19 protein-coding genes are annotated in these 25,659 nt (G+C 70.8%); 7 read left to right on the forward strand and 12 right to left on the reverse strand.

From position 1 onward, the window contains the following. Positions 1 to 240 precede the first annotated feature (240 nt). Positions 241 to 651, forward strand: coding sequence for a rodlin (locus ACZ7MG_RS17595; RefSeq protein ID WP_471379786.1), 411 nt, complete (start codon positions 241 to 243; stop codon positions 649 to 651). A 116-nt stretch (positions 652 to 767) separates the two neighbouring features. After that, positions 768 to 1,172, forward strand: a complete 405-nt coding sequence (locus ACZ7MG_RS17600) for a rodlin (protein ID WP_471379784.1) — start codon at positions 768 to 770, stop codon at positions 1,170 to 1,172. A gap of 84 nt (positions 1,173 to 1,256) precedes the next feature. Here the strand turns inward: ACZ7MG_RS17600 and ACZ7MG_RS17605 are convergent, their stop codons facing one another. The 9 genes from ACZ7MG_RS17605 to iolC form a co-directional block, all read right to left on the reverse strand. Continuing rightward, a complete protein-coding gene (locus ACZ7MG_RS17605) occupies positions 1,257 to 3,182 on the reverse strand; it encodes an AMP-dependent synthetase/ligase (protein WP_471379783.1) in 1,926 nt (641 codons plus the stop codon). A 120-nt stretch (positions 3,183 to 3,302) separates the two neighbouring features. After that, the gene (locus tag ACZ7MG_RS17610; RefSeq protein WP_471379782.1) at positions 3,303 to 4,886 is read right to left on the reverse strand and encodes a vWA domain-containing protein; all 1,584 of its coding nucleotides are present in this window, start codon (positions 4,884 to 4,886) and stop codon (positions 3,303 to 3,305) included. A 169-nt stretch (positions 4,887 to 5,055) separates the two neighbouring features. Continuing rightward, the gene (locus ACZ7MG_RS17615; protein WP_471379780.1) at positions 5,056 to 5,952 is read right to left on the reverse strand and encodes an ABC transporter permease; all 897 of its coding nucleotides are present in this window, start codon (positions 5,950 to 5,952) and stop codon (positions 5,056 to 5,058) included. After that, positions 5,949 to 8,606, reverse strand: coding sequence for an alpha/beta fold hydrolase (locus ACZ7MG_RS17620; RefSeq protein ID WP_471379778.1), 2,658 nt, complete (start codon positions 8,604 to 8,606; stop codon positions 5,949 to 5,951). Before ACZ7MG_RS17620 ends, ACZ7MG_RS17615 begins: the two co-directional genes overlap by 4 nt. Positions 8,607 to 8,898: 292 nt before the next feature. After that, positions 8,899 to 10,401: a CoA-acylating methylmalonate-semialdehyde dehydrogenase gene (mmsA, locus tag ACZ7MG_RS17625; protein ID WP_471379777.1), complete on the reverse strand. Its 1,503-nt coding sequence runs from the start codon at positions 10,399 to 10,401 to the stop codon at positions 8,899 to 8,901. 16 nt (positions 10,402 to 10,417) lie between these two features. Further along, positions 10,418 to 12,331, reverse strand: coding sequence for a 3D-(3,5/4)-trihydroxycyclohexane-1,2-dione acylhydrolase (decyclizing) (gene iolD / locus ACZ7MG_RS17630; RefSeq protein WP_471379775.1), 1,914 nt, complete (start codon positions 12,329 to 12,331; stop codon positions 10,418 to 10,420). Continuing rightward, positions 12,328 to 13,176: a 5-deoxy-glucuronate isomerase gene (iolB, locus tag ACZ7MG_RS17635; RefSeq protein ID WP_471379774.1), complete on the reverse strand. Its 849-nt coding sequence runs from the start codon at positions 13,174 to 13,176 to the stop codon at positions 12,328 to 12,330. Before iolB ends, iolD begins: the two co-directional genes overlap by 4 nt. Before the next feature lie 7 nt (positions 13,177 to 13,183). Next, complete coding sequence (locus ACZ7MG_RS17640) at positions 13,184 to 14,068, reverse strand: Cgl0159 family (beta/alpha)8-fold protein (RefSeq protein WP_471379772.1); 885 nt, start codon at positions 14,066 to 14,068, stop codon at positions 13,184 to 13,186. Next, complete coding sequence (gene iolC, locus ACZ7MG_RS17645) at positions 14,065 to 15,015, reverse strand: 5-dehydro-2-deoxygluconokinase (RefSeq protein WP_471379771.1); 951 nt, start codon at positions 15,013 to 15,015, stop codon at positions 14,065 to 14,067. The genes ACZ7MG_RS17640 and iolC overlap by 4 nt, the downstream gene beginning before the upstream one ends. Before the next feature lie 137 nt (positions 15,016 to 15,152). Between iolC and ACZ7MG_RS17650 the strand changes: the two genes are divergently transcribed. Together ACZ7MG_RS17650 and ACZ7MG_RS17655 are read left to right on the forward strand one after the other, a co-directional pair. Further along, positions 15,153 to 16,070 carry a sugar phosphate isomerase/epimerase family protein gene (locus ACZ7MG_RS17650; RefSeq protein ID WP_045557631.1) on the forward strand — a complete coding sequence of 306 codons (918 nt, stop codon included), beginning with the start codon at positions 15,153 to 15,155 and terminating at the stop codon, positions 16,068 to 16,070. Positions 16,071 to 16,388: 318 nt separating this feature from the next. Next, a complete protein-coding gene (locus ACZ7MG_RS17655; RefSeq protein WP_471379770.1) occupies positions 16,389 to 16,589 on the forward strand; it encodes a helix-turn-helix transcriptional regulator in 201 nt (66 codons plus the stop codon). 107 nt (positions 16,590 to 16,696) lie between these two features. Here ACZ7MG_RS17655 and ACZ7MG_RS17660 read toward each other — a convergent pair whose 3' ends face one another. Both ACZ7MG_RS17660 and ACZ7MG_RS17665 read right to left on the reverse strand, forming a co-directional pair. Beyond that, entirely contained in the window at positions 16,697 to 17,740 is a 1,044-nt protein-coding gene (locus ACZ7MG_RS17660; RefSeq protein WP_471379768.1) for a zinc-dependent alcohol dehydrogenase family protein, read from the reverse strand. A gap of 57 nt (positions 17,741 to 17,797) precedes the next feature. Continuing rightward, positions 17,798 to 20,110, reverse strand: coding sequence for an MMPL family transporter (locus ACZ7MG_RS17665; protein WP_471379767.1), 2,313 nt, complete (start codon positions 20,108 to 20,110; stop codon positions 17,798 to 17,800). 168 nt (positions 20,111 to 20,278) lie between these two features. Between ACZ7MG_RS17665 and ACZ7MG_RS17670 the strand changes: the two genes are divergently transcribed. The 3 genes from ACZ7MG_RS17670 (at position 20,279) to ACZ7MG_RS17680 (ending at position 23,717) form a co-directional block, all read left to right on the forward strand. After that, positions 20,279 to 20,971: a TetR/AcrR family transcriptional regulator gene (locus ACZ7MG_RS17670; protein ID WP_471379765.1), complete on the forward strand. Its 693-nt coding sequence runs from the start codon at positions 20,279 to 20,281 to the stop codon at positions 20,969 to 20,971. Between the two features lie 150 nt (positions 20,972 to 21,121). Continuing rightward, positions 21,122 to 21,361, forward strand: a complete 240-nt coding sequence (locus tag ACZ7MG_RS17675; RefSeq protein WP_471379764.1) for a heavy-metal-associated domain-containing protein — start codon at positions 21,122 to 21,124, stop codon at positions 21,359 to 21,361. Positions 21,362 to 21,395: 34 nt separating this feature from the next. Then, positions 21,396 to 23,717, forward strand: a complete 2,322-nt coding sequence (locus ACZ7MG_RS17680) for a heavy metal translocating P-type ATPase (RefSeq protein WP_471379763.1) — start codon at positions 21,396 to 21,398, stop codon at positions 23,715 to 23,717. Between the two features lie 606 nt (positions 23,718 to 24,323). On the opposite strand, the gene ACZ7MG_RS17685 is transcribed toward ACZ7MG_RS17680, so the two are convergent. Then, entirely contained in the window at positions 24,324 to 25,613 is a 1,290-nt protein-coding gene (locus tag ACZ7MG_RS17685; RefSeq protein ID WP_471379761.1) for a citrate synthase, read from the reverse strand. Between the last annotated feature and the right edge of the window lie 46 nt (positions 25,614 to 25,659).

The raw sequence follows: 25,659 nt of genomic DNA on the forward strand, positions 1-25,659 counted from the left end.
TGGCGGAACCCGCGGGTCCCTGACTCTGGCAGCAACTGCGGCACACCCGTACCGGTTTCGGAGCATCACCCGTTCGGCCCGCTCGCACCGGCGAATTCCAGCGGATCGAAAAAGCTCCGCGCGCCCCGCCCTCACTCCCCCGCATGGGCCGACGGAGTGAATCAGAGCAACCGGGGAGTCCGGGGGAAGTTGTCCATGGCGCTCCGGTGGAAACGGGGTTTTTCCAGAAGGGAACCGCAAGTGATCAAGAAGTTCATGGCCGTGACCACGATCGCCGCCTCCGTCGTCGGAGCCTCGACCGCCGCCGCGCCCCAGGCACTCGCCGACGACGGCGGCACCACGACCTTCAGCGGGAACGACGCCCATCAGGTGTACGGCAACTCGGCCACGTACGGGAACATGAGCCCGCAGATGGCGCTGATCCAGGGCTCGTTCAACAAGCCCTGCATCGGTCTGCCGGCGAAGCTCAACCTCGGTGGCCTCGGGCTTCTCGGCGTCTCCCTGCTCCAGGACGTCCCGATCCTGTCGGCGCCGCAGAACCAGCAGTGCACCGAGAACTCCACCCAGGCCAAGGGCGACGAGCCGCTGTCGCACCTGCTGTCCGACATCCCGATCCTCTCGGACAACGGCAACGGCAAGGACGCGAAGTAGCACCCCGATAAGCCTCCTAATGCGCCAATGGGGGCAAACTCCGCAACCGTTGGCCGGACGCTCTGTTGATCAGGGCGCAACTCCGCAACGGAGTCCGCTTTCCGAAGGGATCCAACATGAACAAGCTGTGGGCCACCGCGGCTGTTGCCGCTTCCATTGCCGGCCTCGGTGCCGCCACCGCGCCCCAGGCGGTCGCGGATGACGGTGGGACCACGTCCTTCAGCGGCAACGGTGCCAGCCAGGCGTTCGGCAACTCCGTGACCAAGGGCGACATGAGCCCGCAGCTCTCGCTGGTCCAGGGGTCGCTCAACAAGCCCTGCATCGGTCTGCCGGCGAAGCTCAACCTCGGCGGCATCGGGCTCATCGGAGTCTCCGCTCTGCAGGACGTCCCGATCCTGTCGGCGCCGCAGAACCAGCAGTGCACCGAGAACTCCACCCAGGCCAAGGGCGACGAGCCGCTGTCGCACATCCTGTCGGACATCCCGATCCTCTCGGACAACGGCAACGGCAAGAAGGACTGACGCCGCCACCGGACAGACGGAAGCGGGTCGCCGAGTTCGTCGGCGGCCCGCTTTCGTGTGTCCGGACGGAGGTCGGCCCCCGGCTCACTTCTTGGCGTAGAGCGATTCGATCGCCGCCGCGTACGCCGCCGTCACCGCGTGGCGTTTGATCTTCATGGAGGGGGTGAGGAGGCCGTTCTCCTCGTTGAACTCGCCTTCTATCAGCTTGAATTCGCGGATGGACTCGGCGCGGGAGACGGCCTGGTTGGCGTAGTCGACGGCCTGTTGGACGTCGGCGCGCATCCGGGGGTCGGTGACGATCTCGGAGAGCGGGGTGTCCGGGGACATGCCGCGGACGTGCAGCCAGTGGGTGACGTCCTCGGGGTCGAGGGTGATGAGGGCGGCGACGAAGGGGCGGTTGTCGCCGACGACGATGCACTGGCCGACCGGGGGGCGGCTGCGCAGCCGGTCCTCCAGGACGGCCGGGGACACGTTCTTGCCGCCGGAGGTGACGAGGATGTCCTTCTTGCGGCCGGTGATGGTGAGGTAGCCGTCCTCGTCGAGCGCGCCGAGGTCACCGGTGGCGAACCAGTCGTCGGTGAGCGCGGCGTCGGTGGCGGACGGGTTGTTCCAGTAGGTGCCGAAGACGATGCCGCCCTTGATGAGGACCTCCCCGTCGTCGGCGATGCGGATCGCGGTGCCGGGGACGGGCCGGCCGACGGTGCCGGGGCGGGGCTGCAGGGGCGGCACGATGGTGGCGGCCGCGGTCGTCTCGGTGAGGCCGTAGCCCTCGTAGACGATGATCCCGGCGGCGTAGAAGAAGAGGTTGAGGTCGCGGTCGAGCGGGGAGCCGCCGCTGATGGCGTAGCGCATCCGGCCGCCGAGCTCCTTGCGGACGCGGCGGTAGACCAGCAGGTCGTACAGGGCCCAGGCGGCGTACAGGCCGGGGGTCGGGCCGGGGCCCTGGTCCAGGAATTTGGCGAGGGACGCGCGGGCGAAGCGGACGCCGAGGCGGTGGGCGCGGTCGAAGGAGGCGCCGCGGCCGAGGCGTTCGGCGGTGGCGCGGCCGGTGGCGTGGATCCGCTCGAAGAGGTACGGGACGCCGACCAGGAAGGTGGGGCGGAACTTCTTGAGCGCGGGCCGCAGTTCGTCGGGCTTGATGCTCGGGCAGTGGCCGATCTCGATGCGGGCCATGAGGCAGGCGATCTGGATCGTGCGGCCGAGGATGTGGGCGAGGGGGAGGAAGAGGAGGGTGGAGGCGGCCTGGCCGGTGACCGCCTCGAAGACCGGGTGGAGCAGTTCGACCGTGTTGGCGGCCTCGGCGTGGAGGTTGGCGTGGGTGAGGACGCAGCCTTTGGGGCGGCCGGTGGTGCCGGAGGTGTAGCAGATGGTCGCGGCCGTCTCGGGGGTGAGGGCGGCGCGGCGCTTGGTGACCTCGTCGTCGGGGACGCCCCGGCCCAGATCGGCGAGGTGGGCGAGGGCCTCCCGGTCGATCTGCCAGACGTGCGGGGGCCGGGAGTGGCCGGCGGTGGCGGTGGCGACGGCCTCCGCGTTGCCGGCGGTCTCCACGACGACGAAGCGGGAGCCGGAGTCGCGGACGATCCACTCGATCTGGTCGGGCGAGGAGGTGGCGTAGACGGGGACGGACTGGCCGCCGGCCGCCCAGACGGCGAAGTCGAGGACCGTCCACTCGTAGCGGGTGCGGGACATGATCGCGACCCGGCCGCCCGGTTCGAGTCCGGCGGCGATCAACCCCTTGGCGGTGGCCGTGACTTCGCGGGCGAAGGCGGTCGCGGTCACCGGCTGGTAGGTGCCGTGGCGGTCGGCGCGGCGCAGGACGACGGCGTCGGGGGCCGCGGTGGCGTTGATGAAGGGCAGGTCGGCGATGCTGCCGCCGGTCGGGCGGGGGGCGAGGGCGGGGGTGCGGGCCTCGCGGACCACACCGTGCTCGTCCCTGACGATCTCGACCTGGACGCGGTCGGTCAGGCCGCCGCGCCGCTTCGCCTGGTTCAAGTCCTTGCGTACGCCCATCACCGCTCCCCGAGGCCCCCGACCGCTTCATTACTGACGAGTCAACTTACCGGTGCGTAAGGAATTTTCAATGGTTTCGGACGACTCCGGGGAACGGGGGAGGCGTGCGCCCGGAGCGCGCTAAGTCAGCATGGCGTCCGCCCTCCTGATCGCCTCGGCCAGGTCGTACAGGTCCTTGTCCTCGCGGTCCCGTGCCAAGTCGTCGGCCCGAAGGCCCAGTTGGCGCAGGGTGGGGCGGGCCGGGAGGTCGATCCAGTAGCCGCTCTGCTGCCGGAGGGAGTCGGCGAAGTAGGCGGCGACGGCGGCGACCCGGAGGCCGTACGGCGACGCGGACCACAGGTCGCCGTGGAGGGCGGAGGCCTCCAGGCCGGTGGACTCCTCGTGCGGGGTGCGGGTGTCGGGGTCGAGCCAGCGGACGGTGGCGGTGGCGAGGTGGCCGCCTTCGGCGCCTTCCTTGGTGCGGACGACGTAGAGGGCGGTGACGGTGTGGCCGGGGCCGACCTCGCCGCCGTCCACACGGTCGTCGCGGAAGTCCTCGTCGGCGACCTGCCGGTTGTCGTAGCCGATCAGCCGGAACTGCTCGACCGTCGCCGGGTCGAAGGCGACCTGGGCCTTGGCGTCGCGGGCGGTGAGGTCGACATGGCGCGGGAGTTCCTCGCAGAAGACCTCCTCGGCCTCCTCCTCGGTGGAGACGTAGGTGGTGTGGCCGTCGCCCCGGTCGGCGAGCTGTTCCATGAGCGCGTCGCCGTAGTCGCTGCCGACGCCCACGCCGAAGAGAGTGATGCCGTGCTCGCGGCGTTCGCTCGCGATGCGTTCGAGGATGGAATCGGCGTCGGTGGAGCCGGTGTTGGCGAGGGCGTCGGAGAGGAGGACGACCCGGTTGGTCGCGCCCTCGCGCAGGCCGTCGACGGCCGTCTCGTAGCCGGTCTCGACGCCCGCCGCGAGGTTGGTGGAGTCGGTGGGCTCCAGGCGGTCGACGGCCTCGCGGATCTCGCCGCGGCTGTCGTCGAGGCGGGTCATCGGCAGGACGGTCTCGGCCTCGTCGCTGAAGGTGACGATGGCGACCGAGTCGTCGTCGCGCAGCCGGTCCGTCATGGTGCGCAGGGCGTCCTGGGCGAGGTCGAGGCGGCCCGGTTCGGACATGGAGCCGGAGACGTCGATGACGAAGGTGAGGGCGGCGGGCGGGCGCCTGCTGTCGCTCTCGGCGGTGCGGGTGGCGAGGCCGACGCGGACCAGGGACCAGTTCTCGTCGCGGGTGCGGGCGCCGTCGACGGTGACCGAGAAGCCGTCGCCGTCCGGGCGTTCGTAGTCCTGGCGGAAGCTGTTGACGAACTCCTCCGGGCGGACCGTGGCCGGGTCGGGCAGGCTGCCGTCGGCCAGGGTGCGGCGGGCGTAGCCGTAGGAGGCGGTGTCGACGTCGAGGGCGAAGGTGGAGAGGTGGTCCGGGGAGGGGGCGAAGTCGTCGGAGCCCTCGGTCGGTTGCTCGCCGCGCTGTTCGCCGGTGCCGGTGCCCTCGGGCATGGGGGCCGGGAAGCCGTCCGCCTTGCCGCCGCTCCCTCCCCGGTCGTACGAGGAGGAGTTACCCCCGTCACCGCTGTTGCCGCAGCCGGTGAGGAGCAGTGTGCCGGCGGTGCCCAGGGCGAGGAGCGTGGTGCCCAGCCGCCGTCGTGTCGTCGTCCGACCGGTCCTGCGATACGTGTGCATCCGGGCCCCCTAGCCACGTCAGCTGTCGCCCTTTCGCGGGTTTTCGCGGGCGACTGTTGTGACTGTGACGGCGGAGGGGGCCCGGATGTGCGCCACGGGGTGTTGCGGATGCGTCTCGAAGCGGCCACGGCGGGGGCCCGTCGAGACCGGTGGGTGATCTTCCGTTGACCTAGGAGACGACGTCCTTGCGGCGGAAACCGCGGAAGGCCAGGGCGAACAGGACGAGCGCGTACGTTACCGAAATCGAGACGCCCTGGATCATGTCCGTGTACTCGGGCTGCGGGCGGACGACGTCCAGCCAGGCGTACTGCCAGTGCGTGGGCAGGAAGTCGCGCCAGTCGCCGAGGGCGGTCACCTCGTCGAGGACGCTGCCGACGATGGTGAGGCCGACGGCGCCGCCGACCGCGCCGAGCGGGGCGTCGGTCCTCGTGGAGAGCCAGAACGCCAGGGCGGCGGTGACCAGTTGGGACACGAAGATGTACCCGACGGTGATCACCAGGGCCTGGGCGGCGGCACCCGTGGCGATCTCGCCGCCGGTCGGCAGCACCAGCGGACCCCAGCCGTAGGCGAGCGTGCCGACGATCAGCGCGACGACCGGCAGCAGCACCAGCGCCGCGAGGCTGAGGGTGAGGCCGACGACGAGCTTGGACCACAGCAGCCGGGCGCGCGGGACGGGCGCGGCGAGGAGGTAGCGCAGGGAGGACCAGCTGGCCTCCGAGGCGACCGTGTCGCCGCAGAACAGCGCGACGGGGATGACGAGCAGGAAGCCCGCGGCGGCGAACAGGTTCACCGCGGCGAAGTTCGCGCCGGACGCCGTGGCGGTGTCCATCAGGTTGGCCCGGTTGTTGCCCTCGCCGGGGGTGCCGCCGACCTGGAAGGCGATCAGCAGCACCAGCGGCAGGGCGAACAGGATGCCGAACATGACCATCGTGCGGCGGCGCTTCAGCTGGCGGACCAGCTCGACCCCGAGGGGCAGGGTGCGGCCCGCGCGGTAGCCGTCGGCGACCTCGACCGGCTTGTGGTGTCCGGGTTCCGCGTGCTCCGCACGCTCGGCCAGCGTGCTCATGCGTGCTCTCCGATCAGGGTGAGGAAGGCGTCTTCGAGGCGGCGGTGCGGGCCGACGGACTCCACGGGGACCTCCAGCCGGACGAGTTCGGCGACCAGGCGCCGGGCACTGCCGTCGGCGTCGAGGCGGACCACCAGGCCGTCGTCGGTGCGGACGGCCGAGTCGATGCCGGGCAGGGCGGCGATCTTCTCGACGATCGGCTCGTCCAGGGGCTCGGCCGTGCCGACCAGGAGCGTGTCGCCGGAACCGACGATCGCGCTCACGGGGCCCGCCTGGACGAGCTGTCCCTTGTCCATGACGACCAGATGCGTACAGGTCTGCTCGACCTCCGCCAGCAGATGGCTGGAGACGATGACCGTGCGGCCGGCGGCCGCGTACCGGATCATGACCTCGCGCATCTCGCGGATCTGTGGCGGGTCGAGTCCGTTGGTCGGCTCGTCGAGGATCAGCAGGTCGGGCAGGCCGAGCATGGCCTGGGCGATGGCCAGGCGCTGGCGCATGCCCTGCGAGTAGGTGCGGACCGCGCGGGCCAGGGCGTCGCCGAGACCGGCGATCTCCAGGGCCTCGTCGAGGTGCGCGTCCCCGGCCGGGCGGCCGGTGGCGGCCCAGTACAGCTCCAGGTTCTCGCGGCCGGACAGGTGCGGGAGGAAGCCCGCGCCCTCGACGAAGGCGCCGACCCGGGAGAGGACCGGGGCGCCCGGCACGATTGCGTGGCCGAAGACCCGGATCTGGCCGCCGTCCGGCTGGATGAGGCCCATCAGCATGCGCAGGGTCGTCGTCTTGCCCGCGCCGTTCGGCCCGAGCAGGCCGAGGACCTGGCCCTTCTCGACGCGGAAGGAGAGGTCGCGGACGCTGTAGCGGTCGCCGTTCTTGTACTTCTTGCTCAGGTCGGTGATCTCCAGCGGGACCTCGGCGAGCGCGGGGTCCGGGGCCGGGGTGACGATCCGGCGGCGGCCGGTGACCAGCAGGACCGCGGCGATCACGGCGCCGGCGATCGGCAGGTACCAGACCCAGGCGGGCAGCACGTCCGTACGGTCGGCCCGGCCCAGCGGGGTCGGCACCTCCAGGTCGCCCTTGAGGGAGACGGTGTACGTCGCCGGTGTCGTCGGGGAGGCGTAGCCGAGGTCGGTGGAGGCGAGGACCAGACGGAGGCTGTGGCCGTCGTCGAGTTCGTGGTCGATGGCCGGGAGAGTGAGCGTCACGTCCTTGCCGGCCTTGGCGCCCTCGACGCGGAGGGGTTCGACGAGCTGGGACGGGAGGACCTGGGACCTGCCGTCCGGGCCGACGTCGTACACCTTGGCGAAGAGGACGGCGTCCTCGCTGGTCGACTTCACATGGACCGTCGCCGTGGGCGAGCCGGTGATCTGGAGGTCGTCGGCGACGGGCTTCGACTGGAACGCGGCGAACTGGCCGGGGAAGTCCAGGGAGATGCTGACGCCGAGCGAGGAGAGCTGGGCGAGGCCGCCGCCGGCGCCGAGGCCGGGGAGGGCGGAGATGCCGGGCGGGTTGGCGCCGGCCGGGTTCTCGAAGCTCTGCTCACGGCCGGCGAGGGCGATCTTCGTGGGGTCGCTCTCCAGGCCGGGGTAGGTGTCGTCGGTGGTGCCGGCGAGCCGGGGTTCGCCGTCGCCGGAGCCGGCGCCGAGGGTGCGGGTGACGCGGAACGCGGAGCCGGTGTCGGCGCCCTTGTCGTCCTTGAGGTAGCGGTCGAACCAGGCGGTGGTCCGAGCCTGGACCCGGCTCGTCTCCATGTCGCCGCCGTCGTGGCCGCCGGAGATCCAGTCCACGTCCACGGGCGCGCCGTTGGCCTTGATCGCCTTGGCGGCGGCGTCGGCCTGGCCGAGCGGGAAGAGGGAGTCGGTCTGGCCCTGCATCAGCAGGGTGGGCACCTTGATGCGGTCGCCGACGGCCTCGGGGCTGCGCTCGTCGAGGAGCTTCACGGCCTCCGCGTCGGGCTCACCGGACTCGGCGACCCGCTGGTACATCTCGCACAGCTGGGTCTCGAACTTCTCGCAGCCGCCGCCGGTGTTGACGAAGAGACCGGCCCAGAGCTTCTTGAACACGCCGTTCGGGAACAGGGCGTCCGCCAGGTTCCAGTACGTGATCGCGGGCGCGATGGCGTCCACGCGGTCGTCGTACCCGGCGGCCAGCAGCGAGATCGCGCCGCCGTACGAGGCGCCGGCGAGGCCGATGCGGGGGTCGCCCTTCTTGTCGAGCCGCACCTCGGGGCGGTCGGCGAGCCAGTCGATCAGCTTCGAGACGTCGGCGACCTCGCCCTTCGGGTCGTTCAGCCCGATCTTGCCGGTCGAGTCGCCGAAGCCGCGGGCGGACCAGGTGAGGACCGCGTAGCCGTCGCGGGCGAGGGACTCGGCCTGGGAGCGGACGTCGTCCTTGCTGCCGCCGAAGCCGTGGCCGAGCATGACGGCCGGGCGGCGGCCGTCACCGCCGGAGGTGAAGTACGAGGTGTCGATGCGCACGCCCTCGGCCGTGGTCATGGCCTGGTCGGTGCGGGTCACCGGCGCCGCTTCGTCCGAGGCGGTGGCCGTCCAGGTGCCCGCGCCGGCGAGCACGACGACGGCGGCCGCGGCGGCGATGACCCGCCTCGGCCGCCGTCGCAGCGCTCCGCGCAGGCGCGGCCCGGTCAGTCGAAGATCCATGCGTCAACGGTACGGGGGTGTGGTGGGGGGTCTCGGCCCTCTCAGGGGGGAGGGGTGGGGTATCCCACAGTCGTACGGGGGGAATTCGGTATACAGCGGGTGCGGTACGTCTTTGGCTGACAGCAACCTGATAAGTCGCCCCCGCCGCCCCTACCCGTCCCATCCCCCAGGGGCTGCGCCCCTTCGACCCCCTTTCGCGCTCCGCGCGAGGGTGCGTTGTCGGGTGCTGGTTCGGTGGGGGTTCTCGCGCAGTTCCCCGCGCCCCTAAAAGCAGGGGCGCGGGGGGGGCTAGTCAGTGGTTGCGCGGGAAGCCCAGGTCCACGGCCGACGGGCCGTCGGCCGGGTCGGGCCAGCGGGTGGTGACGACCTTGCCTCGGGTGTAGAAGTGGGTGCCGTCGTTGCCGTAGATGTGGTGGTCGCCGAAGAGGGAGTCCTTCCAGCCGCCGAAGCTGTGGTAGCCGACGGGGACCGGGATCGGGACGTTGACGCCGACCATGCCGGCCTCGACCTCCAGCTGGAAGCGGCGGGCGGCGCCGCCGTCGCGGGTGAAGATCGCGGTGCCGTTGCCGAACGGCGAGGCGTTGATGAGGGCGATGCCCTCGTCGTAGGTGTCGACGCGCAGGACGGTCAGCACCGGGCCGAAGATCTCGTCCTGGTACGCCTTCGCCGTGGTCGGGACCTTGTCCAGCAGCGAGATGCCGATCCAGTGGCCGTCCTCGAAGCCGTCGACCGTGAAGCCGGTGCCGTCGAGGACGACCTCGCAGCCCTCGGCCGCCGCGCCCTCGACGTACGACGCCACCTTGTCGCGGTGGACGGCCGTGATCAGCGGGCCCATCTCGGAGGTGGGGTCGTTGCCGGGGCCGATCTTGATCTTCTCGGCGCGCTCGCGGATCTTCTCGACCAGCTCGTCGCCGATCGCGCCCACGGCCACGACCGCGGAGATCGCCATGCAGCGCTCGCCCGCCGAGCCGTAGGCGGCGGAGACGGCGGCGTCGGCCGCCGCGTCCAGGTCGGCGTCCGGGAGGACCAGCATGTGGTTCTTGGCGCCGCCGAGGGCCTGGACGCGCTTGTGGTTGGCGGAGGCCGTGGTGTGGATGTAGCGGGCGATCGGGGTGGAGCCGACGAAGGAGATCGCCTTGACGTCCGGGTGCTCCAGGAGGGCGTCGACGGCCACCTTGTCGCCGTGGACGACGTTGAAGACGCCGTCGGGGAGGCCGGCCTCGGAGAGGAGTTCGGCGATCTTGATGGAGGCCGAGGGGTCCTTCTCGGACGGCTTCAGCACGAAGGTGTTGCCGGTCGCGATGGCGATCGGGAACATCCACATCGGGACCATCGCCGGGAAGTTGAACGGCGTGATGCCCGCGACGACGCCCAGCGGCTGGCGGATCGAGGAGACGTCCACGCGGCTGGCGACCTGCGTCGACAGCTCGCCCTTCAGCTGCACATTGATGCCGCAGGCCAGGTCGACGATCTCCAGGCCGCGCGCGACCTCGCCGAGCGCGTCCGAGTGCACCTTGCCGTGCTCGGCGGTGATCAGCTCCGCGATCGCGTCACGGTTGGCGTCCAGCAGCGCGCGGAAGCGGAACAGGATCTCCGTGCGCTTGGCCAGCGAGGACTGGCCCCAGGTGGCGAAGGCCTCCTTGGCGGTGCGGACCGCCGCGTCGACCTCGTCGACGGTCGCGAAGGCGACCTTGGTGGTGACCGCGCCGGTCGCCGGGTCCGTGACCGGCCCGAACGTACCCGACGCGCCTTCGACGGTCTTGCCGCCGATCCAGTGGTTGACGATCTTCGTCATGCCCAGATACTCCTTCTCACAGATGGCGGCGTCGGGTTGAGACGTGCCGGTCGTACTCCTCGCGTGCCTTGACCGCCGACGCGCGGGTCGCGGTCTCGGCCACAGGTACATCCCACCAGGCCTGCGCGGGAGGCGGGCCAGACACTGTGTCGGCCGTTTGGGTCTCCACGTAGACACAAGTGGGAGTGTCGGCCGCCCGTGCCTCGGCGAGGGCGGCGCGCAGGTCGCGGACGGTCTTGGCGCGCAGCACGCGCATACCGAGACTGGCCGCGTTGGCGGCGAGATCCACGGGCAGCGGGGCGCCCGTGAACGTGCCGGCGTCGGGGTCGCGGTAGCGGTAGGCGGTGCCGAACCGCTCGCCGCCGACCGACTCCGAGAGGCCGCCGATGGAGGCGTACCCGTGGTTCTGCACCAGCAGCACCTTGATCGGGACGTTCTCCTGGACGGCGGTCACGATCTCGGTCGGCATCATCAGATACGTGCCGTCGCCGACCAGCGCCCACACCGGGCGCCCGGGGGCGGCCAGCCGGACACCGATCGCGGCCGGGATCTCGTACCCCATGCAGGAGTAGCCGTACTCCAGGTGGTACTGGTCCCGTGACCGCGTCCGCCACAGTTTGTGCAGGTCACCGGGGAGGGAACCGGCCGCGTTGATCAGGATGTCGGACTCGTCGGCGATCTCGTCGAGGAGGCCGAGGACCTGGGCCTGGGTGGGCCGGGTGTCCGGTTCGTCGGCCTCGTAGCAGGCGTCGACGCGGTGCTCCCAGCGCTGCTTGTCCTCCGCGTACTCGGCGACGTACGCGTCCGCGACGCGGTGTCCGTGCAGCGCCAGCGCCTCGGTGAGCGCTTCGAGGCCGGCCCGCGCGTCCGCGATCAGTGGCAGCGCGGAGAGCTTGTGGCCGTCGTACGCGGCGATGTTGAGGTTGAGGAAGCGGACTCCGTCGGCGGCGAACAGAGTGTTCGAGGCCGTGGTGAAGTCGGTGTACCGGGTGCCGACGCCGATCACCAGGTCGGCGGTGCGGGCCAGTTCGTTGGCGGTCGCGGTGCCGGTGTGGCCGATGCCGCCCACGTCCTGGGCGTGGTCGAAGCGGAGGGAGCCCTTGCCTGCCTGGGTGGAGGCGACCGGGATGCCGGTGGCGTCGGCGAGTTCGGCGAGCGCCTCCTCCGCGCGGGCGTGGTGGACACCGCCGCCGGCGACGATCAGCGGGCGGCGGGCCTCGCGGATCGCGGTGACGGCGGCGGCCAGTTCGGCGACGTCGGCCGCCGGGCGGCGCACGTTCCAGGTCCGCTCGGCGAAGAACTCCTCCGGCCAGTCGTACGCCTCCGCCTGCACGTCCTGCGGGAGGGCGAGGGTGACCGCGCCCGTCTCGACGGGGTCGGTGAGGACCCGCATCGCCTGCAGCGCGGCCGGGATCAGCGCCTCGGGGCGGGTGACCCGGTCGAAGTACCTCGACACCGGGCGCAGCGTGTCGTTGACGCTGATGTCGCCCGCGTACGGCACTTCGAGCTGTTGGAGGACCGGGTCGGCCGGGCGGGTGGCGAAGATGTCGCCGGGCAGGAGCAGCACCGGGAGGTGGTTGATGGTGGCGAGGGCGGCGCCGGTGACGAGGTTGGTGGCGCCGGGGCCGATGGACGTCGTCACCGCGTGCGTCGACAGCCGGTTCGACTGGCGGGCGTAGCCGACGGCCGCGTGCACCATCGACTGCTCGTTGCGGCCCTGGAGGTACGGCATGTCGTCGGCGTACTCGACCAGCGCCTGGCCGAGGCCTGCGACGTTGCCGTGGCCGAAGATGCCCCAGGTGGCGCCGATCAGCCGCCGCCGCTCGCCGTCGCGTTCGGTGTACTGGGCGGAGAGGAAGCGGACCAGCGCCTGGGCGACGGTCAGCCGGATCGTGGTGGTGGCCGGGCTGGTGTTCGAGGCCGGGCTCATCGGTACCCCTCCGTGTGGTCGGGGTGGAAGCAGATCTGCCACTTCCGCTCGGGGCCGGGGCCCGCCATGACGTTCAGGTAGTACATGCTGTGGCCGGGCTGCGCGATGGACGGGCCGTGCCAGCCGTCGGGAACGAGCACCGCGTCACCGGAACGGACCTCGGCGAGCACCTCGGAGCCGCCCTCGCGGGAGGCGGAGACGCGCTGGTAGCCGAAGCCGTTCGGGCCGTCGATCTCGAAGTAGTAGATCTCCTCGAGTTCGGTCTCCTCGCCGGGGCGGTTCTCGTCGTGCTTGTGCGGCGGGTACGAGGACCAGTTGCCGCCGGGGGTGATGACCTCGACGGTGATCAGCTTGTCGCACTCGAAGGCGTCGGCGGAGGCGAAGTTGCGGACCTGGCGGGCGCAGCTGCCGCTGCCCCGGTCCTCGACGGGGACCTCCGGCGCGGGGCCGTAACGAGCGGGGAGTCGTCGCTCGCACTTCGCTCCTGCCAAAGCGAAGCGGCCTCCCGCGCCGGAGGCGATCTGTACCCGGGCGTCACGGGGCGCGTACACGAAGTCGGAGACTCCGGCGAACACGCTCTCCCTGCCCAGGATCTGGAACTCCGTGATGCCGCCACCGTCTGAATTGCCCGGTTCCTCCGACACCTGAACCGTACAACCGCCGTTGAGGGACAGCACGATCCACTCACTGTCCCCAGTCGTGAACGTATGCGTCCCGTCCGGCCCCAACTCCACGATCCTGAGGCTGCTGTGGGTCCAGCCGGCCCGCTTCGGATCGATGTCGACGGTGTACCGGGCGTTCGCGGTGGCGCCCTTGGGTACGTACAGCTCGGTCTTCTGTGTCATGCGGCCCTCACAACAGTCCTACGGCGGTGTCCACGGCGGCGGTCACGTCGTCGTCCGCCGGGTAGAGCAACGAGCGGCCGACCACCAGGCCCTGCACGGTGGGCAGTTGCAGCGCGCCCCGCCACTTCTCGTACGCGCCCTCCTGGTCCTCGCCGACATCGCCGCCGAGCAGGACGGCGGGCAGCGTGGAGGTCTCCATGACGCGGGCCATGTCGTCGGGGTTCTCGGTGACGGGCACCTTCAGCCAGGTGTACGCCGAACTGCCGCCGAGCCCGGCCGCTATGGCGATCGACCTGGTGACCGCGTCGGCGCTCAGATCGTTCTTGACCTTGCCGGTGGCCGGGTCGCGGCGGCTGATGAACGGCTCGACGAACACGGGCAGTCGGCGCTCGGCCATGGCGTCCACGGCGCGGGCGGTGGACTCCAGGGTGGTGAGGGAGCCCGGGTCGTCGTAGTCGACGCGCAGCAGGAGCTTGCCGGCGTCGAAGCCGAGGCGCTCCATGTCCTCGGGGCGGTGGCCGGTGAAACGGTCGTCCAGTTCGAAGCTGGCGCCCGCGAGGCCGCCCCGGTTCATCGAGCCCATGACGACCTTGCCGTCCAGGGCGCCGAGCAGGAGCAGGTCGTCCAGGATGTCGGCGGTCGCGAGGACGCCGTCCACGCCGGGGCGGGACAGCGCCAGGCACAGTCGTTCGAGGAGGTCGGCGCGGTTCGCCATGGCGAGCTTGCGGTCGCCGACGGAGAGGGCGCCACGGGCCGGGTGGTCGGCGGCGACGATCATCAGCCGGCCGGAGTCGCCGATCAGCGGGCGCCGGGTGCGGCGGGCGGCGGCCTCGGCGATGGCCTCGGGGTGGTGGACCCGGGTGCGGACGAGGGCGGAGACGTCGACGCTCACAACACCTCACCCGCCGCGATCGCCGCTTCGATCTCGTCCACGGTGGGCATCGCGGAGGAGCATTCCAGTCGGGAGGCGACGATGGCGCCGGCCGCGTTGGCGTGCCGCATGATCTTCTCCAGGTCCCAGCCTTCGAGCAGGCCGTGGCAGAGGGAGCCGCCGAAGGCGTCACCGGCGCCGAGGCCGTTGAGGACGTTGACGGGCAGCGGCGGGACCTCGGCGGACTCGCCCTTGCTGTTGACGGCGAGGACACCCTTCGGGCCCTGCTTGACGACCGCGAGTTCGACCCCGGCGTCGAGCAGCGCGCGGGCGGCGGCCCGCGGCTCGCGGACCCCGGTGGCGACCTCGACCTCGTCGAGGTTGCCGACCGCGACGGTGGTGTGCCGCAGGGCCTCCTCGTAGAACGGGCGGGCCTCGGCCGGGTCGGTCCAGAACATGGGGCGCCAGTCGAGGTCGAAGACCGTCGTATCGGCCTTGGCCCGGTGGGCGAGGGCGGCCAGTGTCGCCGTACGGCTGGGCTCCTCGCTCAGGCCCGTGCCGGTCACCCAGAAGATCCGGGTCCCGGCGATGGCGTCGAGGTCCAGCTCGTGGGCGTCGATCTCCAGGTCGGGGGCCTTGGGGCGGCGGTAGAAGTAGAGCGGGAAGTCGTCCGGCGGGAAGACCTCGCAGAAGGTCACGGGCGTCGGCAGGCCGGGGACCGGGGTGACCCAGCGGTCGTCCACGCCGAAGTCGCGCAGTGCCTGGTGGAGGTAGTCGCCGAAGGGGTCCGCGCCGGTGCGGGTGATGACGGCGGTGGAGCGGCCGAGGCGGGACGCGGCCACCGCGACGTTGGTGGCCGATCCGCCGAGGAACTTCCCGAAGGACGTCACCTGCGGCAGCGGGACCCCCGTCTGCAACGGGTAGAGGTCCACACCGATCCGCCCCATGGTGATCAGGTCGTACGCCATCGAGTTCCCTTCATGCGCCGGGTCCGTCCGCCGGTTGCGTCAAGGTCTAGCTCCGCCGGAGCGACCCTGTCAATACTTTGTCCAGACATTCGGACTACCTATTGACACCCTCCGCTTCGAGGCTGAAGCTGACTCCCATGACGTCGTTGTCACCTCAGTCCTCACTTTCGCGCATCCGGGTCGGCTCGGCGCCCGACTCCTGGGGCGTCTGGTTCCCCGACGACCCCCAGCAGGTCCCCTGGCAGCGGTTCCTCGACGAGGTCGCCGCTTCCGGCTACGAGTGGATCGAGCTGGGCCCGTACGGCTATCTGCCGACCGACCCGGCGGTCCTCGCCGAGGAGACCGCCAAGCGCGGCCTGAAAGTGTCGGCCGGCACCGTGTTCACCGGTCTGCACCACGGCCCGGACGTCTGGGAGAAGACCTGGGCGCACGTGGCCGACAACGCGGTCCTCGCGCAGGCCATGGGCGCCAAGCACCTCGTCGTCATCCCGTCGTTCTGGCGGGACGACAAGACGGGCAAGGTGCTGGAGCCGAGCGAGCTGACCGTCGAGCAGTGGCGGCACCTCACCCAGCTCACCGAGCGGCTCGGGCGGGAGGTGCGGGAGAAGTACGGCCTCCAGATCGTCGTCCACCCGCACGCCGACACCCACATCGACAGCGAGGAGAACGTCGTCCGCTTCCTGGACGGCACGGACTCCTCGGTGGTCTCGCTCTGCCTCGACACCGGGCACTACGCGTACTGCGGCGGCGACAGCGTCAAGCTGATCGAGACGTACGGGGAGCGGATCGGGTATCTGCACCTCAAGCAGGTCGACCCCGAGATCCTGGCGGACGTGCGGGCGAACGAGGTCCCGTTCGGGCCGGCCGTCGCCCGGGGTGTGATGTGCGAGCCGCCGAAGGGTGTGCCGGAGCTGGGGCCGGTGCTGGCCGCCGCGGCGAAGCTGGATGTGGATCTGTTCGCGATCGTGGAGCAGGACATGTATCCGTGCGAGCCGGACGCTCCGCTGCCGATCGCTCAGCGGACGCGGGCGTTCTTGAGGTCTTGCGGCGCGTAGCCGCTCCGCTGGTGGGCGGGCGCCGAAAAGCGCCGGGGAACTGCTGGCCGTCGGCGGGCCGCGAGTGATTCGTGGCTGGTCGCGCAGTTCCCCGCGCCCCCTTCGGGGCGCCCATGCGTCACTCTTGTCACAAAGAACCCCTTTCTGTCACGGGTGTCACGTGTGCGCGGGTCTTCCGTCACACGTGGTCCACGGGGCCTTCCGGTGGTCACCGGGGGTCGTTGAGCGGGCACAGGCTTCTGAATCGCCAGCGCAGTGCCCGGCTCCCCCGACGGTCTTCCCGGCCGCCGCCGTGGTGCGCGCAGGGAGGTGCCACTGATGACCGACCGACGCCTCTGGTCGTACAAGGACATCGCGGCGCACATCCGTGTGCAGCCCGACACCGTCCGCTCGTACCGCAAACACGGGCTGCTGCCCGCGCCCGACCATGTGGAGGGCGGCAAGCCCTTCTGGTACGCCGACACCATCCGCTCCTGGGTCGCCTCCAGACCGGGCAACCGGACGCGCAAGGCCGACTGAGTCCTGTCCTGTCTTGTTCCGTCCCGTGAGTTTTTTTCCGTCCCGCCGTCTCGTCCCCGGGTCCTCCGTCGCGGAGGGGCCGGGGACGAGTTGTTTTCCGGGGTGGGTCAGCTCCAGGGTTCGATGACGGTTACGCCGCTTCCGGGGGCCGTGCCCATCGCCGCTAGGGCGGTGGGGGTCGCGTCCAGGGGGATCGTCGCGGTGACCAGGAGGTCGGGGCGGAGGACGCCCGCGCGGACCAGCTCCAGCATCCGGGGGTAGGCGTGGGCCGCCATGCCGTGGCTGCCCAGGAGTTCGAGCTCCAGGGCGATCGCGCGGGCCATGGGGACGGGGGTGGTGCCGGTCTGGGAGGGCAGCAGGCCCACCTGGATGTGACGGCCCCTGCGGCGCAGACCGTTGACGGAGGCCGCGCAGGTGACCGGGGAGCCGAGGGCGTCGAGGGAGAGGTGGGCGCCGCCGCCGGTGAGGTCGCGGACGGCTTCGGCCGTGTCCGCCACCGCTGACGCGTCCACGCATTCCGCCGCGCCGAACTTCCGGGCCAGGTCCAGCGCCTGGGGCGAGACGTCGACGGCGATCACACGGGCTCCGGACGCCGCCGCGATCATCACGGCGGAGAGGCCCACGCCGCCGCAACCGTGGACGGCGACCCACTCCCCCGCCGCGACACGTCCCTGCGCGACCACCGCGCGGAACGCCGTGGCGAAGCGGCAGCCGAGCGAGGCCGCCGTGCCGTACGACAGCTCGTCGGGCAACGCCACCAGGTTCATGTCGGCGTGGTCCAGGGCGACGTACTGGGCGAACGAGCCCCAGTGGGTGAAGCCCGGCTGTGTCTGCCGCTCGCACACCTGCTGGTCACCGGTCGCGCAGGCGGGGCAGGTGCCGCAGGCGCAGACGAAGGGAACGGTGACCCGGTCGCCGGGGTGCCAGGCGGTCACCGCGGCGCCGGTCTCCTCTACGACTCCGGCCAGTTCGTGGCCCGGGACGTGGGGGAGGGTGATGTCGGGGTCGTGGCCCTGCCAGGCGTGCCAGTCGCTGCGGCACAGGCCGGTCGCCTCGACGCGGACGACGACGCCGTGGGGGGCGGGGGTGGGCGGGGCAAGATCCTTCACCGTGGCCGGCTCTCCGAACTGTTCGAACACCACCGCGCGCATGTGTCGCCCTCCGCTCATCGGCCTACGGCCTACCGACAGTCTTCTTCGGAGCGAACGCTAGCCAGAGATCTCCACCTTGTCGTCGTCGCGTTGCTTGCCCGGGGCAGGCAGGTCAGGTGTGGCGGTCGCGGCGTCCGTCGTCCTCGCCGCGGGCGCCGACTCCGCCTCGCTCAGTCCGAACCTCTCGTGGAACCTCCTCAGCGGTGCCGGGGCCCACCACGTCGCCCGGCCCGACAGGCGCATGACCGCCGGCACCAGGAGGCTGCGGATGACCATGGCGTCCATGAGGACGGCGAGGGCTATGCCCAGGCCGAGCATCTTGGTGTTGGTGACGCGGGACGTGCCTATGGCGATCATGACGACCGCGAGGATGACGGCGGCGGCGGTGATGAGGCCGCCGGTGCGCTGGAGGCCGAAGCGGACGGAGGCCGTGTGGTCGCCGGTGTGGTCGTACTCCTCCTTGATGCGGGAGAGCAGGAAGACGCCGTAGTCCATGGAGAGACCGAAGGCCACGCAGAACATCAGGACCGGGAGGGTGGTCTCGATGGAACCGGGGGTGGTGAACGCGAGGAGTCCGGAGAGGTGGCCCTCCTGGAAGACCCAGACCAGCGCGCCGAACATCGCCGTGAGGCTGAGCGCGTTCAGGAGGACCGCCTGGAGTGGGATCAGGACGCTGCCGGTGAGGAGGAAGACCAGGATGAGGGTGACGATCGCTATGAAGGCGAGCGCCCAGGGGAGGCCTTCGGCTATCGCTGACTTCGTGTCGACCAGGACCGCCGCCGTGCCCGTCACCGAGGTGTCGAAGGGGGTGTCCAGCGCCCGGATGTCGTCCACCAGCCCTTGCGCGCCCTCGTCGACCGCCTCGCCCTTCGGCTGCACCGTGAAGTAGGCCCAGTCGTCCTTGACCAGGGGACCCTCCACGCGGAGCACCTCGGGGAGGTCGGCGAGCCGCTCCTTGTAGGCGGCGTACTCCGTCTTCGTCGCCTCTCCTTCCGCCAGGACCTCCAGGCCGCCCCCGGGGGTGCCCGGGAAGCCCTCGCGGAGGTGCTGTTGGACGACATGGGACTCGGCGGTGGAGGGGAGCTGGCGGTCGTCGGCCGTGCCGAACTTCACGCCCAGGAAGGGGAGGCCGAGGAGGATCAGACCGGCGGTGGTGGCGATGGCGAAGTAGGGCGCGCGGCGCATGACGAGGGCTGCCATACGACCCCAGGCCGCACCCTCCTCCACGACCCCCGCGCTCTTCTCCGCGGCCGCCACGCTCTTCTCCGCGGCCGGGGAGTCGGGCCCGGCCGCCTTCGTCCCGCGGCGGCGCCTGAACAGCTTGCGCAGGTCCCAGGCGTTGACGCGGTCGCCGAGGAGGACCAGGGCTGCGGGGAGGAGGATCAGGGCGGCTGCCGCGGCGAGCAGGACCACCGCTATGCCCGCGTAGGCGAAGGACTTCAGAAAGTACTGCGGGAAGACCATCATCGCGGCCAGGGAGACGGCGACCGTGAGGGCGGAGAAGAGGACCGTGCGGCCGGCCGTGCGCAGGGTGGTGGCGACGGCCGTCAAGGAGTCGGCGCCGGTGGACAGTTCCTCGCGGAAGCGGCGCACGATGAACAGGGCGTAGTCGATCGCGAGGCCCAGGCCCATGGCCGTGGTGAGGTTCAGGGCGAAGACCGAGACGTCGGTGACCTCGGTGAGGCCGCGCAGGATCGCGTTGGTGCCGAGGATCGCGACGATGCCCACCCCGAGCGGCAGCAGGGCGGCGACCGCGCTGCCGAAGACCATGACCAGCAGGACGAGGGTCACCGGTAGGGCGATCATCTCGGCCCGCAGCAGGTCCTCCTGGATGATCGTCTGCATCTCGTGCCGCACCGCGAGGATGCCGCCGACCTTGACTTCCACGGGGCCGTGCGTGCCACGGAACTCGGGAGCGATCCGGTCCAGCGTCTTGTTCACCGCGCTCTCGTCGCCGGTGAGGCGCGCCGCTATCAGCGCCTCCCGGCCGTCCTCCGCCCGCAGGGCCGGGGCACCCGTCTGCCAGTAGGAGCCGACGCCGGTGACGCCCTTCTCCGCGGCGAGCCGCTCGGTCAGCTTCTTCGCCTCGGCGGCGACCGCCGGGTCGTCGACCGAGGCCCCGCCCGCGTTGACCAGGAGCAGGAAGTTCGGGTTGGAGTCCGGGAACTCGCGCTCCAGGGCCTTCGTCGCGTACGTGGACTGGGCGGCCGGGTCCTCCCAGCCGCCGCTGCCGAGGCGGTCGGCGACATCGCTGCCCGCGACGACCGCGAGGGCGGTGAGCACCAGGGCGACGAGGAGGGAGAGCCGGGGACGTGCGGTCACGAACCGGGTCCAGCCTCCCGGTCGGGGTGGCCGGTTGACTTCGGTCATGGTGCGGTGTCCCCTTCACTCTGATCACGGTTCATCCGTGCTGTGCGCAGCCGGGCAGCGCGGACCACCGAGCCATACACTGGCAAACACGAGAGATCGCTCGCGTTTCAAGAATGCGAGCGTCTACTCGTGTTTGTCAATCACGTCCGGAAAGCTGGGGATAACCGCGTGCCCACCCACCAGGAGAAGGAACAGCAGGAGGAGCAGGGGAGGGAGCAGCCGCGCCGCCGCCAGGCCCGCGGCGAGCGCCGTATCGCCCAACTCCTCGAAGCCGCGGCCTCCGTGTTCTGCTCGACCGGGTACGCCGCCGCCAGCACCAACGCGATCGCCCGCGAGGCCGGGGTCTCACCGGGCACGCTGTACCAGTTCTTCCCGAACAAGGAAGCGATCGCGATCGAGCTGAGCGGGCGGCTCATGCACGAGATGCGCGACACGTACGGCGAGGCGCTCGCCCCGGTTGATCCGGCCACCCCGCTGGAGGAGGCCGTCGGGGCCGCCGTCGACCGCTTCCTCGACTTCAACTGCCGGCACCCGGTGATGTTCACGCTGATGCACGGTCCGGACATCCCCGGGCGGATCGCCGAGCAGCACGACGCCCTGCACACGGCCCTGCTCGCGCGGATCGAGGCGCTGCTCACGCCGTTCCTGCCGGACACCCCGGCCGCCGACGTCACCCGTACCGCCCAGGTCTGCGTGGCCATGTACAAGGCCGGCCTGGAACTGGTGCTGGGCCGGGAGGGCGCCGAGCGCGACGCGTACGTCCAGGAGCTGAAGAACGTCCTGCTGCGCTACCTGCAGCCCCTGGTGGGCGGCCACCTCCCCGCCACCTCGCCGGACTCCTCGCGGACCCCGGCCCCCTGACCCCGCCGCCCCACCACTCCCGCCCCACCTCTCTTTGATTCATACCCCTAGGGGGTATAAAGTGGATGCCCTGAAGGGTTACCCGAGACCCTTACGGCCCGAGCACGCCCCAAGCGCGCCCGGAGCACGCCCCCGACGAGGAGTAACGACATGACCGCCGAGACCGACACCCAGGGTTCCGTCACCGCCGTCTACAAGGTGAGCGGGATGAGCTGCGGCCACTGCGAAGGCGCCGTCTCCGGCGAGATCACGCAGCTCGCCGGGGTCTCCTCCGTGAAGGCCGTCGCCTCCACCGGCGAGGTCACCGTGGTCTCGGCCGCCCCGCTCGACGAGGAGGCCGTGCGCGCCGCCGTCGACGAGGCGGGCTTCGAGCTGGTCGGCAAGATCTGAGACCCGGCACAGCCACGGACGTACGGGCACGGACATGACGAGCACCACCGCAGCGCCCCCCATAAGCGGCCCCGTCCACGAGGTCGAGCTGACCATCGGCGGGATGACCTGCGCCTCCTGCGCGGCCCGCGTCGAGAAGAAGCTCAACCGCCTGGACGGGGTCACCGCCTCGGTGAACTACGCGACGGAGAAGGCGAAGGTCACCTACCCCGCCGGGGTGGAGGTCGCCGACCTGATCGCCACCGTGGTGAAGACGGGCTACACGGCCGAGGAGCCACCGCCCCCGGCTCCGCCGGAGACCGAGCACACGGAGTCCGCGGAGGAGGACCCGGAACTCGCCTCCCTGCGGCAGCGGCTCACCGTCTCGGCGCTGCTCGCGGCCCCCGTGATCCTCATGTCCATGATCCCCGCCCTGCAGTTCGACAACTGGCAGTGGCTCTCGCTGACGCTGAGCGCGCCGGTCGTCGCGTGGGGCGGGCTGCCCTTCCACCGGGCCGCGTTCACCAACCTCCGGCACGGCGCGGCCACCATGGACACCCTCGTCTCCGTCGGCACGCTCGCCGCGTTCGGCTGGTCCCTGTGGGCCCTCTTCGCGGGCCACGCGGGGATGCCGGGCATGCGGCACGGCTTCGAGTTCACCGTCTCCCGTACGGCCGGAGGTACGGCCGCGGGTGCGGCGGGGCCGTCGACGATCTATCTCGAAGTGGCCGCCGGGGTCGTCGCGTTCATCCTCCTCGGCCGCTATCTGGAGGCCCGCTCCAAGCGTCGCGCGGGCGCCGCGCTCAAGGCGCTGCTGCACCTGGGCGCCAAGGACGTCGCGGTGCTCCGGCAGGGGCGGGAGACGCGGATCCCGGTCGCCGAGCTGGCCGTCGGGGACCGTTTCGTCGTACGGCCCGGGGAGCGGATCGCCACCGACGGCACCGTCGTCGAGGGGTCCTCCGCCGTCGACGCGTCCATGCTGACCGGTGAGTCCGTACCGGTGGACGTGACGGTCGGGGACGCCGTCACGGGCGCGACCGTCAACGCCGCCGGGGGCCGGCTCGTCGTCGAGGCGACCCGGATCGGCGCGGACACCCAGCTGGCCCGGATGGCCCGGCTGGTGGAGGACGCGCAGAACGGCAAGGCCCAGGCGCAGCGGCTCGCGGACCGGATCTCGGCCGTGTTCGTGCCGTCCGTCATCCTGATCGCGGTCGCCACCTTCGGTGTCTGGCTCGGCCTCACGGACGACGCCACCGCCGCCTTCACGGCGGCCGTCGCCGTGCTGATCATCGCCTGTCCGTGCGCGCTGGGCCTTGCCACCCCGACCGCCCTGATGGTCGGCACCGGCCGCGGCGCCCAGCTCGGCATCCTCATCAGGGGCCCCGAGGTCCTGGAGTCCACCCGCCGGATCGACACCGTCGTCCTGGACAAGACCGGCACCGTCACCACCGGCCGGATGACGCTCCGGCACGTGCGCGTGGCCGAAGACGTCCACGAAGGGGGCGTACGCGAGGAGGAGACGGGCGAGGCGGCGAGCGAGGAGGACGTCCTGCGTCTCGCGGGCGCCGTCGAGCACGCCTCCGAACATCCGGTGGGCCGGGCGATCGCGGCCGGCGCCGAGGAGCGGGTGGGCGCGCTGCCGCCCGTGGAGCACTTCGAGAACGTGCCCGGGAAGGGCGTACGCGGCCGTGTGGAGGGCCACGACGTCGAGGTGGGCCGGATCCTCGACGGCCCGCTCCCCGAGGCCCTGCGGAGCGCCAAGGAGGCCGCCGAGGACGCGGGACACACGGCGGTCGTGGTCGTCCGCGACGGTGTGGCACTCGGTGTCGTCACGGTCGCCGACGCGGTCAAGGAGAGCAGCGCCGAGGCCGTACGGCGGCTGCGGGCGCTCGGCCTCACCCCGATGCTGCTGACGGGGGACAACGCGCGCGTGGCCCGTTCCGTGGCCGCGGCGGTCGGTATCGACCCGGAGCAGGTCGTCGCCGAGGTGCTTCCCGAGGACAAGGTCGACGTCGTACGGCGGCTCCAGGGCGAGGGCCGTACGGTCGCGATGGTCGGCGACGGGGTCAACGACGCGGCGGCGCTGGCGGCGGCCGACCTGGGGATCGCGCTGGGCACGGGGACGGACGCGGCGATCGAGGCGGGCGATCTGACGCTGGTGCGCGGGGACCTGCGGGTGGCCGCCGACGCGATCCGGCTGTCGCGGCGGACGCTGTCCACGATCAAGGGCAATCTGGCGTGGGCCTTCGGGTACAACCTGGCCGCGTTGCCGCTGGCCGCGGCCGGACTGCTCAACCCGATGATCGCTGGGGCGGCTATGGCCTTTTCGTCCGTTTTCGTGGTAACGAACAGCTTGCGACTCAGGACATTTTCATGACTGGCGGGCAAAAGTCCCTCTAGAGTCCGGAAGCAGCCTCACATAAGCTCTTCACAAGGCTCGCGCATCATCCTTACGCTGGGGTCTCGATCACCGAATCGGGTCTCTTACGTATCTTCAGGACATATGGCAAGAGACGCAGATCACAGTGATGTGAACGTAACCATCGAAGGGGTTCGTGAGTCTAAGTTGGCGATGTCAGAAGCGTCTTGGGGGGCGTGACTGACATCTGGGGATGTCTTGGGGGACGTTCCCGGAATTGCGTTGCCGGGGCACGTGCACCGGGGAGCTTTGAGCGGCCCTCCCGTACGTACGCGTCCCGGCAGACCGCACACCGACGCAGCGGAACAGACACATACAGGTAGGACGAGTTTTGCTCGTTTAGCTCAGCGATTCAGGCGCTGTGCCCACCAGACGCCCGGCCGGATCCCGTGGGGGGAATCCGCACCGGGACATGGGAAGGCGCCCTGCTCGCCGGCCCGTGGGGGGACCAGCGTTGCAGGGCGCCTTCTCGCTATTTTTTGAGGCTCGGTTCGCCGTCCCGACACAGGAGCGCCCCTTCGGCTCACTCGCCGGAGGGGCGCTCCCTTGCTACAAGTACTGCGCTCAGCGGGACTCGACCGGGACGAAGTCGCGCTCGACGACGCCCGTGTAGATCTGGCGCGGGCGGCCGATGCGGGAGCCGGGCTCCTTGATCATCTCGTGCCACTGGGCGATCCAGCCCGGGAGGCGGCCGAGGGCGAAGAGGACCGTGAACATCTCGGTCGGGAAGCCCATGGCGCGGTAGATCAGACCCGTGTAGAAGTCCACGTTCGGGTAGAGGTTGCGCGAGACGAAGTAGTCGTCGGAGAGCGCGTGCTCCTCCAGCTTCAGCGCGATGTCCAGCAGCTCGTCGGACTTGCCGAGGGCCGAGAGGACGTCGTGCGCGGCGGCCTTGATGATCTTGGCGCGCGGGTCGAAGGACTTGTACACCCGGTGGCCGAAGCCCATCAGGCGGACGCCGTCCTCCTTGTTCTTCACCTTGCGGATGAAGGAGTCGACGTCGCCGCCGTTGGCCTGGATGCCCTCCAGCATCTCCAGGACGGACTGGTTGGCGCCGCCGTGCAGCGGGCCCCAGAGCGCGGAGATACCGGCGGAGATCGAGGCGAACATGTTCGCCTGCGAGGAGCCGACCAGGCGGACCGTGGAGGTCGAGCAGTTCTGCTCGTGGTCCGCGTGCAGGATGAGCAGCTTGTCGAGCGCGGAGACGACGACCGGGTCGAGGTCGTACTCCTGCGCCGGGACCGAGAAGGTCATGCGCAGGAAGTTCTCGACGTAACCGAGGTCGTTGCGCGGGTAGACGAACGGGTGACCGATCGACTTCTTGTACGCGTACGCCGCGATCGTCGGCAGCTTGGCGAGCAGGCGGATCGTGGAGAGGTTGCGCTGCCGCTCGTCGAACGGGTTGTGGCTGTCCTGGTAGAACGTCGACAGGGCGCTGACCACGGAGGACAGCATCGCCATCGGGTGCGCGTCCCGGGGGAAGCCCCGGTAGAAGTTCTTGACGTCCTCGTGCAGCAGGGTGTGCTGCGTGATCTCGTTCTGGAACGTGGAGAGCTCGTCGACCGTCGGAAGCTCACCGTTGATGAGCAGGTACGCCACCTCGAGGAAGGTGGAGCGCTCGGCCAGCTGCTCGATCGGGTAGCCGCGGTAGCGCAGGATGCCCTGCTCACCGTCGAGATACGTGACGGCGGATTTATAGGCGGCGGTGTTCCCGTAACCGCTGTCCAGGGTGACCAGACCGGTCTGGGCCCGGAGCTTCCCGATGTCGAAGCCCTTGTCGCCGACGGTGCTGTCGATCACCGGGTAGGTGTACTCGCCGTCGCCGTACCGCAGTACTACAGAGTTGTCGCTCACGTCATCCCTCACCGACGTAGTGCCTCTTCTTCGAGGTGCCCTGACT

This window comes from Streptomyces sp. NPDC107538 (assembly GCF_055657445.1).